The sequence below is a fragment of the Nocardia xishanensis NBRC 101358 genome (assembly GCF_001613365.1).
In the GTDB taxonomy this organism is placed as follows: Bacteria; Actinomycetota; Actinomycetes; order Mycobacteriales; family Mycobacteriaceae; genus Nocardia; species Nocardia xishanensis.
In genome coordinates, this window is record NZ_BDCF01000022.1 from 68,322 (window position 1) to 82,158 (window position 13,837).

11 protein-coding genes and 1 pseudogene are annotated in these 13,837 nt (G+C 69.8%); 4 read left to right on the top strand and 8 right to left on the bottom strand.

Annotation, left to right across the window (positions count from 1 at the left end):
* Nucleotides 1-2: 2 nt before the first annotated feature.
* Nucleotides 3-1,502 carry a glycerol kinase GlpK gene (glpK, locus tag NX1_RS19115; RefSeq protein ID WP_068061049.1) on the bottom strand — a complete coding sequence of 500 codons (1,500 nt, stop codon included), beginning with the start codon at nucleotides 1,500-1,502 and terminating at the stop codon, nucleotides 3-5.
* A 224-nt stretch (nucleotides 1,503-1,726) separates the two neighbouring features.
* Here glpK and NX1_RS19120 point away from each other — a divergent pair, with 224 nt between their 5' ends.
* Nucleotides 1,727-3,460, top strand: coding sequence for a glycerol-3-phosphate dehydrogenase/oxidase (locus NX1_RS19120; protein WP_068061052.1), 1,734 nt, complete (start codon nucleotides 1,727-1,729; stop codon nucleotides 3,458-3,460).
* A gap of 110 nt (nucleotides 3,461-3,570) precedes the next feature.
* Here the strand turns inward: NX1_RS19120 and NX1_RS19125 are convergent, their stop codons facing one another.
* The 4 genes from NX1_RS19125 to NX1_RS19145 form a co-directional block, all read right to left on the bottom strand.
* The gene (locus tag NX1_RS19125) at nucleotides 3,571-4,404 is read right to left on the bottom strand and encodes an MBL fold metallo-hydrolase (RefSeq protein WP_068061054.1); all 834 of its coding nucleotides are present in this window, start codon (nucleotides 4,402-4,404) and stop codon (nucleotides 3,571-3,573) included.
* A complete protein-coding gene (locus tag NX1_RS19130) occupies nucleotides 4,404-4,967 on the bottom strand; it encodes a TetR/AcrR family transcriptional regulator (protein ID WP_068061056.1) in 564 nt (187 codons plus the stop codon). Before NX1_RS19130 ends, NX1_RS19125 begins: the two co-directional genes overlap by 1 nt.
* A 43-nt stretch (nucleotides 4,968-5,010) precedes the next feature.
* Nucleotides 5,011-5,190 (bottom strand): hypothetical protein, encoded by a 180-nt coding sequence (locus tag NX1_RS19135; RefSeq protein WP_068061059.1) that lies wholly within the window; start codon nucleotides 5,188-5,190, stop codon nucleotides 5,011-5,013.
* An 801-nt stretch (nucleotides 5,191-5,991) separates the two neighbouring features.
* Nucleotides 5,992-6,462: a DUF6194 family protein gene (locus NX1_RS19145; protein ID WP_068061066.1), complete on the bottom strand. Its 471-nt coding sequence runs from the start codon at nucleotides 6,460-6,462 to the stop codon at nucleotides 5,992-5,994.
* A 63-nt stretch (nucleotides 6,463-6,525) separates the two neighbouring features.
* On the opposite strand from NX1_RS19145, the gene NX1_RS19150 reads away from it, so the two are divergent.
* Entirely contained in the window at nucleotides 6,526-7,239 is a 714-nt protein-coding gene (locus NX1_RS19150; protein WP_068061067.1) for a MerR family transcriptional regulator, read from the top strand.
* Nucleotides 7,240-7,428: 189 nt separating this feature from the next.
* Here the strand turns inward: NX1_RS19150 and NX1_RS19155 are convergent, their stop codons facing one another.
* The gene (locus tag NX1_RS19155; RefSeq protein WP_068061069.1) at nucleotides 7,429-8,268 is read right to left on the bottom strand and encodes an SDR family oxidoreductase; all 840 of its coding nucleotides are present in this window, start codon (nucleotides 8,266-8,268) and stop codon (nucleotides 7,429-7,431) included.
* Nucleotides 8,265-9,212 (bottom strand): patatin-like phospholipase family protein, encoded by a 948-nt coding sequence (locus NX1_RS19160; protein WP_068061072.1) that lies wholly within the window; start codon nucleotides 9,210-9,212, stop codon nucleotides 8,265-8,267. The genes NX1_RS19155 and NX1_RS19160 overlap by 4 nt, the downstream gene beginning before the upstream one ends.
* Before the next feature lie 68 nt (nucleotides 9,213-9,280).
* Between NX1_RS19160 and NX1_RS19165 the strand changes: the two genes are divergently transcribed.
* Nucleotides 9,281-9,901, top strand: coding sequence for a TetR/AcrR family transcriptional regulator (locus NX1_RS19165; protein WP_068061075.1), 621 nt, complete (start codon nucleotides 9,281-9,283; stop codon nucleotides 9,899-9,901).
* 93 nt (nucleotides 9,902-9,994) lie between these two features.
* Here NX1_RS19165 and NX1_RS19170 read toward each other — a convergent pair whose 3' ends face one another.
* Nucleotides 9,995-10,540, bottom strand: a complete 546-nt coding sequence (locus tag NX1_RS19170) for a histidine phosphatase family protein (RefSeq protein WP_068061078.1) — start codon at nucleotides 10,538-10,540, stop codon at nucleotides 9,995-9,997.
* 225 nt (nucleotides 10,541-10,765) lie between these two features.
* Between NX1_RS19170 and NX1_RS38820 the strand changes: the two are divergent.
* Nucleotides 10,766-13,675 (top strand): annotated as a pseudogene (locus NX1_RS38820) (DEAD/DEAH box helicase); the annotation flags it as partial.
* Between the last annotated feature and the right edge of the window lie 162 nt (nucleotides 13,676-13,837).

Genomic DNA, 13,837 nt, shown 5'->3' on the forward strand with positions numbered 1-13,837 from the left:
GTTCAGTCGACCCAGTTGTAGGTGCGCTCGACCGCCTTGTTCCACGCCGCGATGTGCTCCTCGCGGTCCTCAGCGCTCATGCTCGGCTGCCAGGTGGTGTCGGCGGCCCAGTTGGCGCGGATGTCGTCGGTGCCGGACCAGTAGCCGACGGCGAGGCCCGCGGCGTAGGCAGCGCCGAGCGCGGTGGTCTCGGTGACGACCGGCCGGACCACAGGCACGTCCAGGATGTCGGACTGGAACTGCATGAGCAGGTCGTTGCCGGTCATGCCGCCGTCGACCTTCAGCGTGGTCAATTCCAGGTCGAGCCGCTGGGATTCGGCGTCGGCGCGCATCGCGTCGACCACCTCGAGGGTCTGGAACGCGGTGGATTCGAGAACCGCTCGCGCCAGGTGCGCCTTGTTGACGAATCGGGTGAGTCCGGCGATCACGCCGCGGGCGTCGGGCCGCCAGCGCGGCGCGAACAGCCCGGAGAACGCCGGCACGATGTAGGCGCCGCCGTTGTCGGCGACGCTGCTCGCCAGTTCCTCGATCTCCTCGGCGGAATCGATGATGCCGAGATTGTCGCGGAACCACTGCACCAGCGACCCGGTCACCGCGATGGAGCCTTCCAGGGCGTACACCGCGGGCTGGTCGCCGAGCCGGTAACAGACCGTGGTGAGCAGTCCGTGCTTGCTGAATACCGGGGTGGTTCCGGTGTTGAGCAGCATGAAATTGCCTGTGCCGTAGGTGTTCTTGGCCTCGCCTGGGATCAGGCAGGCCTGGCCGAAGGTGGCGGCCTGCTGGTCGCCGAGAATGCCGGCGACCGGAACGCCGCGCAGCGGACCGGAGGTGATCTCGCGGTACACCTCCGAGGAGCTGCGAATCTCGGGCAGCATCGCCTCCGGTATCCGGAATTCCGCGCAGATCTCCGAATCCCATTGCAGGGTGCGCAGATCCATCAGCATGGTGCGTGAGGCGTTGGTGACGTCGGTGATGTGCCGTCCGGTCAGGTTCCGCAGCACCCAGCTGTCGATGGTGCCGAAGCACAGCTCGCCCGCCTCGGCGCGCTCCTGCGCGCCCGGCACGTGGTCCAGGATCCAGCGCAGCTTGGGGCCGGCGAAGTAGGTGGACAGCGGCAGTCCGGTGCGGTCCTGATAGCGGGTCGGGCCCGCCTCGCCGCCGAGCTCGGTGACGAGCCGATCGGTGCGTGTGTCCTGCCAGACGATGGCATGGTGAATCGGCTTTCCGGTGGCGCGTTCCCAGACCACGGTGGTCTCCCGCTGATTGGTGACGCCGACGGCGGCGATGTCGTCCGCGCCGAGGCCGTTGCGCTCCAGCACCTCGCCGATCACCGATTCGGTATTGCGCCAGATGGTTTCGGCATCGTGTTCGACCCAGCCCGGCCGCGGGAAGAGCTGCTCGTGTTCGCGCTGGGCCACCCCGACGACGCGGCCACGCCGGTCGAAGACGATGCACCTGCTCGATGTCGTGCCTTGATCGATGGCGGCCACATAGCGACGCATTGCAGCAGGCTACTAAACGCCCAGCGCGCTCGGTATCACATCGCGGCATGATCGCCGCGGGATTAGGCTGAGGTGGTTACCGGCGAGTAGTTCCGCACGACACACGGAGCCGCGCCGACCGGCGCTCGGCGTGGCGATTCGCATAGCCTGTACGAGAACAGCTCGATCGGTGCCCGTGAAGACCCGTACGTCCGACGCAGGCGAGGCGGCTGGAGGAGTCGAGCATGACCATGAAACCGGAATCGCAGTTCCTCGGCCCGGAGCAGCGCCGTACGGCCTGGCAGCGGTTGGGCAAGGAACACTTCGACGTCATCGTCATCGGCGGCGGTGTGGTCGGCGCGGGAATCGCGCTGGACGCGGCGACCCGTGGTCTCTCGGTCGCGCTGGTGGAGGCGCGGGATCTGGCCTCTGGCACCTCGAGCAGGTCGTCGAAGATGTTCCACGGCGGGCTGCGGTATCTGGAACAGCTGGAGTTCGGTCTGGTGCGCGAGGCGCTGCGCGAGCGCGAGCTGGCGCTGGCCCGGCTGGCGCCGCACCTTGTGAAGCCGCTCCGCTTCCTCTATCCGCTGACCCGCAGGGTGTGGGAGCGGCCGTACGTCGCTTCCGGGCTGATGCTCTACGACACCATGGGCGGTGCGAAATCCGTTCCGGGGCAGCATCATCTGACGCGCGCGGGCGCGTTGCGGCTGGCTCCGGGTCTGCGTCGCGACTCGTTGATCGGCGGCGTCAGCTACTACGACACCGTCGTCGACGACGCCCGCCACACCATGATGGTGGCGCGGACGGCCGCGCACTACGGCGCGGTCATCCGGATGTCCACCCAGGTCGTCGGGTTCCTGCGGGAGTCGGATCGGATCGTGGGCGTACGGTTCCGCGACACCGAGGACGGCCGTTCCGGCGAGGCCAAGGGGCACGTGGTCATCAATGCGACCGGCGTGTGGACCGACGAGGTGCAGGCGCTCTCGCACAACCGCGGCCGGTTCCACGTGCGCGCGTCCAAAGGCGTGCACGTTGTGGTGCCGCGCGACCGGATCGTCAGCGACACCGCGATCATCCTGCGCACGGCCACTTCGGTGCTTTTCGTCATCCCGTGGGGCGCGTTCTGGATCATCGGCACCACCGACACCGACTGGAATCTGGACCTGGCGCACCCGGCCGCCACCAAGGCGGACATCGACTACCTGCTCGACCGGGTGAACCAGGTGCTCGTCACTCCGCTCACGAGCGAGGACATCACCGGCGTCTACGCGGGTCTGCGGCCGTTGCTCGCCGGTGAGAGCGAAGCCACCTCGAAACTTTCCAGGGAGCACGCCGTCGCCCGGATCGCGCCGGGTCTGGTCGCCATCGCGGGCGGCAAGTACACCACCTACCGTGTGATGGCCTACGACGCGATGGACGAAGCGGCGCAAGACATTCCGGCGCGGGTCTCGCCGTCGATCACCGAGAAGGTGCCGCTGCTCGGCGCGGACGGCTATTTCGCGCTGGTCAATCAGACGGTGCAGCTCGCCGAGGCGTACGGCGTGCATCCGTACCGGGTGAAGCACCTGCTCGATCGCTACGGGTCGCTCATCGACGAGGTGATGGCGATGGCCGCGGGCAAGCCGGAGCTGTTGCAGCCGATCACCGAAGCGCCCTCGTACCTCCAGGTGGAGGCGGTGTACGCGGCGGCGGCCGAGGGCGCGCTGCATCTGGACGACATTCTCGCCCGCCGCACCAGGATCTCCATCGAGTACTCGCACCGGGGCGCGTACTGCGCGGAGCAGGTGGCCAGGTTGGTCGCGCCGGTGCTCGGCTGGGACGAGGCCGAGATCGACCGCGAGATCAAGACCTATCAGGCCAGGGTCGAGGCCGAGATCCGCTCGCAGACCCAGCCGGACGACGCCGCGGCCGACGCGCTGCGAGCCGCCGCGCCCGAGCCCCGCGCGCAGATCCTGGAACCGGTGCCCACCGACGGCTAACCCGCCCGTTCACGGGCGATCGAGCGCACCGGGGCGGTCACCTCGACGCCGACCGCCCACTCCACCAGCGAGCGCAGGTAGCGCAGCACGAGTTCGTCGGGATGGGCGTTTCAGGCGGACACGCCTTGGAAGGCGCGGAGCTCGGCGGCGTTGTGCGCGGAGAAGATCCGCACCAGCTCGCCGTGATCACGGAGCAGATCGCGCAGGCGCTGTTGGTTCTCGCGCCGCGGTCCGCCGAGGGCCTCCACGCTGCGCTCGAACAGGGTGATGCCGAGCGGCTGGTGCGGATGGGTGAGGTCCAGTTGGCCGGGGTGGAAGTACGCGTCGCCCGCGGCCAGCAGCCAGCCGTCTCCGGTGTCGACGGCGATGCCCGCGTGGCCTCGGGTGTGCCCGGCCAGCGGCACCAGCAGGAGGCTCGGCGGCAGCCCGGCCAGTTCACGGACCGCCTCGAACCCGAACCACTGCTCACCGTGGTCGGCGTAGGACTGCCACTTCGGTCCGTGCTCGAATTGCGCCGCGCGGTAACGGAATCGCTCCTGCGCGGTGTGCGCGCCGCGGAAGGCGCGCAGCTCCTCGTCGTAGACGTGCACGGTGGCGTGCGGGAAGTCGGCGAGGCCGCCCGCGTGATCGAGATCGAGGTGGGTGAGCACGATGTCGCGCACGTCCTCGCGGCGGAAGCCGAGCGCCTCCACCTGCCGCACCGCGGTCTGCTCCAGGTCGAAGACCGGGCGGGTGAGGTTGATGAAGCGGCGGCCGAGCCATTCGTTGGGGCGGTGCACGCTCTGCTCGCCCATCCCGGTCTCGATCAGGACCAGCCGGTCGTCGAGTTCGAGAAGCAGGCAGTGGCAGACCATTTCGGATTTGCGCAGCAGGCCGGGCGCGCCGTCGAGCAGCTTTCCGCCGAAGGGACGCATGGTGCCGCAGTCGAGGTGATGGATGCGCATCAGGAGAGCTCCCGTTCGATGGTGGTGCGGAGGTGGGCGGCGACGGTGCGCAACGGGGTGACGTCGCGCTGGGTCTTGGCGAGCAGCAGCGCGCCTTCGAGGCTGGTCAGCGTGACGACCGAGAGTCCGGCGGCGTACGCCGCGTCGAGGCCTTTGTCCCGCAGGAATTCCTCGATCGCCGCGCGCCACGAGTCGAACCCGCTGACGCAGGCTTGCCGGATGGGTTCGCTCCCGGCGGCCGCGTCCAGTGCGACCGTCGCGAGCGGACAGCCGCGTTGGAAATCGGAAGCGAGCAGGTTCTGTTCGAGCGCGGCGAACACCGCGTCGGTATCGCCGTCGGCGAGCAGCGCGCGCAGGATGTCGCGCAGTCGGGCGCTGGATTGGGTCAGCGCCTCCGCCGCGAGCTGCTCCTTGCCGCCGGGGAAGTGGAAGTACAGCGAGCCCTTCGGGGCGCCGCCCGCGCTGACCAGCTCGTTGAGGCCCGTGGCGTGATAGGCCTTGGTGTGGAAGAGGTCGGCGGCGGCGTCGAGAAAACGCTGCCGCGAGTCGGTTCGTGGGGGCACGTGCCCACGGTACCTCGAGATATGACGACCGGTCTAGTTATGTTCAGCGCGGCGAGTGCTGGGTGACGCTCGACTGCGGGACCTCCGCGGTGCCCTTCGGCTGCGGCGGATGCAGGAGCAGGTAACCGAAGACGGCCGTCGCCAGCAGTGCGACCAGCGCTGCGACGTACTGCGCGGCAATCGCTCTGAGCGAGCGCGTGCACCGCGCCGATCGGGTCGTCATCTGTCCTGCTCCTGTCGGGTGTGTAGCGGTCGGCCGCAAGGGGCTGTCGTTGCCGAGGGCCGAACTGTTAGCAACTGAGTGGCAACTAACACTCCGCGGACGCGCGTAACCCTGCGGACCCGGCGCCGCGCCCTCCCCAGATGCCTGCCATGTGAACCGGAACGGTTTCCGACGCGGGCACGTCTCGCGCGTGAACTTCTCGTTCGAAACGCGGTGCGCCGCGGCGTGCCCGACGCTATCGCCCCACTAAGCGCGGTCTGCGCGTGCGCGCGCTACCTAACTGGAGTCGCCTCCATCGCCCGACTTGCTCTCGGCCCGAACCCCGGCCACACCAGGGGTAGTCGGGGTGACTTCGGTGCTGCGAAGGGCGTATTCACGGGCCGCCGTCGGCCGTTCGGTGAAGGATCGCGAGGTACTCGAATTCTTCTCGCAGGAGACCGACCAGGCCCGGATGCGATGCGACGGTCGAAGTCTTTTCTCCGACAACAATTGCGGTCAGCGTCAGGCCGGTTCCGCCGAGCAGGAGCATGAGGTCGGCGGGTGGGTGACATCCCGCGCCAGTCCGCTCGTGAAGTTCGCGCGGTCGCTGATCTCGACCGCGGTGACCTCGAATCCGGCCTGGGCGGAGGCCACAGCCGTCGTGCCGTATCCCGACCCCAACTCCAGAATTCGCCCGCCCGGAACACCCCTCCATTCGGTGTATCGCAGGTACGGGTCGACCCTGACCGGAACCCAGCCGGGGAAGGCTGCGCCGGAGCGTATATCCAGCGCGCGGGTCGGCGCGCGTCTCGGTGCGGCTTGTTAGCGGTCCCGATCAGTGTGGCGCTTCTCGCGCGAGCGGGCGAGGGTGTGGGCGGCTCTGAGTAGTTCCAGGACAGCTGTTTGCGTGCGCACGCCCGGATTCACCACCGCGAGCCAGCCCTGACTTCCGTAGACCGGGTGCGCCATGACGGTGTCGGTGGCGCTCGGGTCCGCGTCGTGTGGGGCGGGGTCGCGGGGTGTGCGGCCCGTCCAGCTCTGGAAGGCGTCTTTTCCGGCGAAGAAGTTGACGCGGAAGGTGTCGGGGCGGCTCAGGTGCGAGGATTCGTCGCCGGGGTAGTCCTTCGTCACGATCGTGGCGAAAGGTTGCGTTCGTGGGACGACGCCGTCGGGGGCGTAGTAGAAGAACGCGTCGCCCCAGGCGAGTTCGGGGGAACCGTCGCCGGGTTGCGGCTGCAATGTGAGGACTCCGTCGAGTGCCGCGACGAATTCGATGATCTCGTCCATCTTCATGTGTTCTAGCGTTTCATTCATGTGCTTGTGGAGACTTCACACCACTAACTCCGAGGTGCCAGGATGACAAGTCGCAAATCGCCTGGATTGCGCACCGTCGATGTCGCCAGACGGGCCGGGTGCTCGGTCCAGCAGGTGCGCAATCTCGAACGCGACGGGGTCCTGCCTCCGGCGACGCGCACCGCCGCCGGTTACCGGACCTACGCGCAGGCGCACGTGCATTCCGCGTTGGCTTATCGCGCCTTCGCGGCGGGCGCGGGCCCGGTCGAGGCCAAGCGAATCATGCGCGCCGCGCACGCTTATCCGGAATCGGATCTGCTCGCCCTCGTGGACGCCGCCCACGCTGGGCTCGACACCGAGCGCCGGGGACTGGAACTGGCCAAGCGGGCGGCGGGCGCGATCACCGTCGAGCCGATGGACGACGTGCGGCCCGCGGACTCGATGAGCGTCGCGGAGCTCGCCGGTGCGCTGGGCGTGCGGCCGTCGACGTTGCGGCACTGGGAATCCGAAGGTCTCCTCGTGCCCCGTCGCGGCACGCCACGAGGAACGCGCGAGTACACGCCGAGCGACGTCCGAGACGCGCGGATCGTCAATCAGCTGCGGCGGGCCGGTTACCGGATCGCCCCGCTGCGCGCCCTCATGCCCGAGCTGCGCCGCGCGAACAGATGGCACGAGATCTCCTCCGTGCTGGCGGCGCGAGACGCGAGCATCGCTGCCCGATCCCGCGCCCTGCTCGACGGCGCCGCCGCGCTCGGCATGCTGCTCGCGCCGACGTGATCGTTCGTGCCGGGGACGTGAGACGCGAACATCGGTGCCCGATCCCGCGCTCTGCCCGACTCCGCGGCAGCGAAACGACATGGTGCTCGCGTCGACGTGGGTCTCGCGGTCCCGGCCGGTCGCTCCGACGCGCAGGTCAGGCGACCGCGCTGGCGTTCCATACCTATTGCGCGCCAAAGGGAAGCGGGTTCACTCCGTGATCGAGCGGACCTGTTCCTCGTACTTCGCCCGCACGTCGGCGTCGGCGGGATGCAGCGCGCGGTTGCCGTCGAACAGTTTGCGAACCAGCTGAACCGCGCGTTCCGGCGCGGCGGCCAGGGCGACCTCGAGAGGGCCGAGGTAATTCGGCACGGCCACTTCGGCTTTGCGGGTCTGAAGCGTCTGGACGATGGCGGCGGCGACGTCTTCCGGTTCGACCGTTGGCATCCCGCGCCCGAGAGTCAGGCCGGACGACAGCCTGGTTCGCACCGCGGAGGGCAGCACGCAGCTGACGCTCACACCCTGCTCGGCGAACTCCAAACGTGTTGCGGCAGAAAGGCCGACGGCGGCGAACTTGCTGGCGTTGTAGACGGCGAGCCCGGGAATCGGGATCTTGCCCGCCAGGGAGGCGACATTCACGATGTGCCCGCGCCCGCGCGCGATCATCCCCGGCGCCACCGCGCGCATGCCGTGGATCAGGCCCCAGACATTGATGTCGATGGTGGCGCGGCCGACCGCGTCGGGCTCGTCGAGGAACGCGCCCGCGGGCATCACGCCCGCGTTGTTGACCAGGATGTCGACGCGACCGAGCTCGGCGACGGCCTTGTCCCACTGGTCGCGGACGCGCACATCGAGCTCGAAGGCACGCGCGCCGATGGACGCTGCCGCCGCTTCGGCCGCCGCGGTATCGACATCGGCGATGGCCACCTCCGCCCCGGCGTCGGCGAAGATCTGGGCGGTGGACAGGCCGATGCCGCGGCCGCCGCCGGTGATCAGCACCCTGGCGTCCCGCGCATCGATGGCGGGATATTCGTGTCCGAGAATTCTCATGCGAACGCTCCTTGTTCGAGGGCGCGGCGGGTGCTGCGCAGACTGTGCCGGAAGGTGTCGAGGCGGCGGCGGCCGTCCATGAAGTTGGGGCCCATCACCGCCAGGTCCTCGGCGGTCGCGCCGAGCATCAGCACCCGGGTGCCCGCGGCGCGCAATTCGGCGATCTCCGCGGCGAGCTGGGCGCTCATTCGGTCGCGCAGCTGACGTTCCAGGAAGTGGCCGGGGCCGGTGGCGGGGACGCGCGACGCGGACGCCATCGGCGCGAGAACCAGGACCTCGTCCAGCCCCTGCCCGGCGAGCAGATCCACCGACGCGGTGGACCCGGCGCCGCCGTCGACGAACCGGCGACCGGCGATCGAGACCGGCGGCAGCCAGCCGGGGATCGCCCATGACGCGCGCAGCGCCGCGCCGAGGGTGGCGCGGGGAGCGTCCGGCGCGCCGAACGGAACCCGTTGTCCGGTGGCGTAATCCATGGCGACGAGCCAGGTCGCTGGATGCGGCGTCCAGTCGCGGCCCGGGTTGAGCCGCTCGGCGAGCCGCTGCAACCGTCCGGCGTCGCCGCCGCCGATCGGCAGCAGGCCGCTGCCCGCGGTGAGCAGCCGCTGCGGCGAGCCCGTGGCGCGCAGACTCAGCCGTGGTGCGCCGAGGCGGGGACGGGGCAGCGGCGGGAACCGACCCGGCGCGTCGCGCATGTGCTCGAGCAGGGTCGGGTTCGTGCTGCGGCCTTCCTGCATGGCGGCCAGTTCCTCGACGCCGACGCCGCTGCCGAGCATGGTCACCAGCTCAGCGCCCGCCGATGTGCCGAGCAGGACGTCGGCCTCGCGCGGATCCCAGTCGAGCACGTCGCGCACCGCGGCGAGCGCGGCGACGATCCAGGCGGCGCCGACCGTGCCGCCGCAACCGATGGCCAGGCCACGTCGCTGTGACCCGTTGTTGTTACCCATGGTTTCGCACACTAGCAGAATTCAAATTCCCTCGGTATCCGAAATCTCAGGGTACGTAGAATCGCCGCATGGCACGACTGACCCGGTCCGAGAGTCAGGCCCGCACCAGGGCCGATCTGGTCGCCACAGCGCGCGACCTCTTCCTGACCGACGGGTACGCGAAGACCTCGATGGAACGGGTCGCGGAAGAAGCCGGCTACTCCAAGGGCGCGGTCTACTCCAACTTCCGCACCAAGAAGGAGCTGTGCCTCGAGGTGCTCGAGCACATCCACGCCACCAAGTTCGGCGAGGTCGCCGAACTCGTCGCCGCGGAAGAGAGCCTGGACGACCGGCTCGCGCGGCTCCAGGACTGGGCCGAACGCACGCTCGGCGACATCGGCTGGACCATGCTCGAATTCGAATTCGCCACGCTTTCCCGCGACGACCCCGAGTTGCGAGCCGCGCTGGTGTCCAATCTCGGGGCGGTGCGCGGCGCGGTGGCCGCGCAGTTGCAGATCCTGGCCGACAGTCTCGGGTTGGTCTTGCCGATGCCCGCCGAGGACGCGGCGGCCACGGTGCTGAGCCTCGGCCTCGGGCTCGGCATTCAGCGCGCCATCGACCCGTCCCTGTCGGCCCGGTTGATCACCGACGCGGTGCGGCTGCTGCTGAGCGTCGCCGAACGGTCGACGCCGGTGCGCGCCGCCGAATGAGCGAACGTAGTGAGCGAATCATGTGCCGGTGCGCATTCGCGCGTGCCGGAGCCGAGCGCCCCTGCGAGGCGCAGGCATGAGCGCGGGCCGCGCTCACGGGGGAAAGTGCAGGGTCCACTCGCCGCGATAGTGCAGCCGGGTGACGCTGCCGGGCGGAATGTCGATCCGCCAGAACGATTTCGGCGGGGCGTCCAGCGTCACAAGCAGCGCCGCGCGGATCACGGCGGGATGGGTCACCGCGACGGTGGACATGCCCCCGGACGCGATCTCGGCCATCCAGTACCTGGTCCGCTCGATCACGTCCGTCACCGATTCGCCGCCGTGCCCGCGGAACTGCGGGTTGGTCAGCCAGGCGTAGAGCTCGTCCTGCGGCACCGACATCAGCTCGCCGCCGCGCCACGCGCCCGCGTCCAAATCGCGCAGCCGGTCGTCCTCCTCGCCGGGCAGGCCGAGCAGGGCGGCGGTCTCGACGGTGCGACGCTCCGGTCCGGTGAGCACCCGCGGCGCGGTCAACGGCATGCAGGCGGCGATGGCGCGGCGGCCGGCCTCGGTGAGAGATTCATCGACTGGAAAGCGTGCCTTTCGCATCGCCTCGGTCATGCCATGGCTGACCAGGTCGAGTCTTAGCACCTTCTGCACGGTGGAAGCGTACGATGCGGCGCCTGCCGGCGGACCCTTATCCCTCGCTAGGGCGGCTCGACGTGCGCTGTCGGGTAGCGCTCGATTTGCCCACCGGTGGCCAGGACGGTTCGCCGCGCGCCTCGATGACGCAGGTCCCTCCGAAGCCGCCGGTTGCCGCCGCGCGGCCGGGTGCCTGTCGGTGCCGGGGTGCAGACTGATCGCATGGCCACGTTCTCCACCGCCATGTTCTCCCGCGCGACCCAGGAATGGTTCGACGGCGCCTTCCCCGCGCCGACCTCGGCCCAGCTCGGCGCGTGGCAGGCCATCGCGGCCGGAGAACACACCCTGGTTGTCGCGCCGACCGGTTCGGGCAAGACGCTCTCCGCGTTCCTCTGGGCGATCGACGAACTGGCCGCGCGGGAGCGGCAGGAGGCCGAGCAGGCCGAGCGCAGGAGGCGGCGCCGAGCCGGCGATACCGAAAACGGCAAGGTCGAGCACGCGGGAACCACGGTGCTGTACGTGTCGCCGCTGAAGGCGCTCGCGGTGGACGTGGAGCGCAACCTGCGCGCGCCCCTGGTCGGCGTCACCCAGACCGCCAAACGGCTCGGCCTCGACCCGCCCGACATCACCGTCGGCGTTCGCTCGGGCGATACCAGCGCCGCCGACCGCCGCGCCATGCAGCGCACCCCGCCCGACATTCTGATCACCACGCCGGAGTCGCTGTTCCTCATGCTCACCTCCGCGGCGCGCGAGACCCTGCGCACCGTGCGGACGGTGATCGTGGACGAGGTGCACGCTATCGCCGGTTCCAAGCGCGGCTCACACCTGGCGCTGTCGCTGGCCCGGCTGGATCTGATGACCGAGCGGCCCGCCCAGCGCATCGGGCTCTCGGCCACCGTGCGCCCGCCGGAGGAGGTGGGCCGGTTCCTGGTGGGCAACGCGCCGATCACCATCGTGTCCCCGCCCGCGCCGAAGACCTTCGACCTTTCGGTGCGGGTGCCGGTGCCGGACATGACCGAGCCGGGCGAATCCGATCAGCCGGGCTCGATCTGGCCGCACGTCGACGAGGCCATCGTCGATCTCGTCCTCGACCACAACTCCTCGATCGTGTTCGCGAATTCGCGCAGGCTGGCCGAACGGCTCACGGCCCGGCTCAACGAGGCGTACTCCGCCCGGCTCGGCGATCCGATCGACACCGCGCACGCGCCGCCCGCGCAGCTGGGCCCGTCCACCCAGGTGATTCACGGGGCCGATCAGCTGCTGGCGCGCGCGCACCACGGTTCGGTGAGCAAGGAGCAGCGCGCGCTGATCGAGGACGACCTGAAGAGCGGTCGCCTGCGCTGCGTGGTCGCGACGAGCAGCCTGGAGCTCGGTATCGACATGGGCGCGGTAGACCTGGTGGTGCAGGTCGAGGCGCCGCCCTCGGTGGCGAGCGGCTTGCAGCGCATCGGGCGGGCGGGTCATCAGGTCGGCGAGATCTCGCGCGGGGTGCTTTTCCCGAAGCACCGCACCGACGTCATCCACTGCGCCGTCGCCGCGCAGCGGATGGTGACCGGGCAGATCGAGGCGATCCAGATCCCGGCGCACCCGCTCGACATCCTGGCCCAGCAGACCGTCGCGGCCTGCGCGCTCGAGCCGATCGACGTGGACGCCTGGTTCGACACCGTGCGCGGGACCGGCAGCTACGCCGGGCTGCCACGCTCGGCCTACGAGTCGGTGCTCGACCTGCTCTCCGGCCGTTATCCCTCCGATGAATTCGCGGAACTGCGTCCCCGGCTGGTGTGGGATCGCGACGCGGGCACCCTCACCGGCCGCCCCGGCGCGCAGCGGCTGGCAGTGACCTCCGGCGGTGCGATTCCGGACCGCGGCATGTTCGCGGTGTACATGGTGGGCGAACGGAATTCGCGGGTCGGCGAACTCGACGAGGAGATGGTCTACGAATCCCGCGTCGGCGACGTGTTCGCCCTCGGCGCGACCAGCTGGCGCATCGAGGAGATCACCTTCGACCGGGTCATGGTGACGCCCGCCTTCGGGCAGCCGGGCAGACTCCCGTTCTGGCACGGCGACGGGCTCGGCAGGCCCGCCGAATTAGGCGCCGCGCTCGGCGAATTCATTCGTAAGGCGGGCCGGGAGTCCGCCGAGGCGCTCACCAGGTCGGTCGAGCCGACTGCCGCCGATGCGCCTTCCGCATCCAGGAAGGTCACGTCCCAGCGCGTCGGAAAAGGGGGCACCGCAGGCGATTCGGCGCCGAACGTGGCGACCGACGGACTCGGCCGCATCGTCGCCGCCGCCGGACTCGACGACAATGCCACCGCGAATCTCGTCACGCTGCTGGAGGATCAGCGCACCGCCACCGGTCAGCTGCCCACCGACCGCACGCTGATCGTCGAGCGGTTCCGCGACGAACTGGGCGACTGGCGGCTGGTGCTGCACTCGCCGTACGGTCTGCCGGTGCACGCGCCGTGGGCGCTGGCGGTCGGCTCCCGGCTGCGCGAGCGATTCGGCGTCGACGCCGCGCCGACCGCCTCCGACGACGGCATCGTCGTGCGGCTGCCCGACACCACCGACGATCCGCCCGGCGCGGAGCTTTTCGTTTTCGAGCAGGACGAGATCGACGACATCGTCACCGAACAGGTCGGCGGCTCCGCGCTTTTCGCGTCCCGGTTCCGCGAATGCGCGGCGCGGGCGTTGCTGCTGCCGCGGCGCGATCCGGGCAAGCGTGCGCCGCTGTGGCAGCAGCGGCAGCGCTCGGCGCAGCTACTGGACGTGGCACGCAAGTTCCCCGACTTCCCGATCCTGCTGGAGACGGTGCGCGAATGCTTGCGTGACGTCTACGACCTGCCGAATCTCCGGGACCTGCTCGGCCGGGTCGCGCGCAGGCAGGTGCGCCTCGTCGAGGTGGAGACCGCGACGCCGTCGCCGTTCGCCAGCGCGCTGCTGTTCGACTACATCGGCCAGTTCATGTACGAGGGCGACAGCCCGCTGGCCGAGCGAAGGGCCGCCGCGCTGTCACTGGATTCCGGTCTGCTCGCCGAATTGCTCGGCCGCGTGGAGCTGCGCGAATTGCTCGACCCGGTGGTGCTGGAACAGACCGAGCGCGAACTGCAACGGCTCACGCCGGAACGACGCGCCCGCGACGCCGAAGGGCTCGCCGATCTGCTACGTCTGCTCGGGCCGCTGACTGCCGAAGAAGCGGCGGTGCGTTGTGTCGGTGTAGTACGGCCGCCCGGTGTCGATGATGCGATGTCGCACGGTGACGCGCTGGCGCAGGGTGCTGGTGACGCGCTGACGCACGGTACCGGTGACACGGCGCCG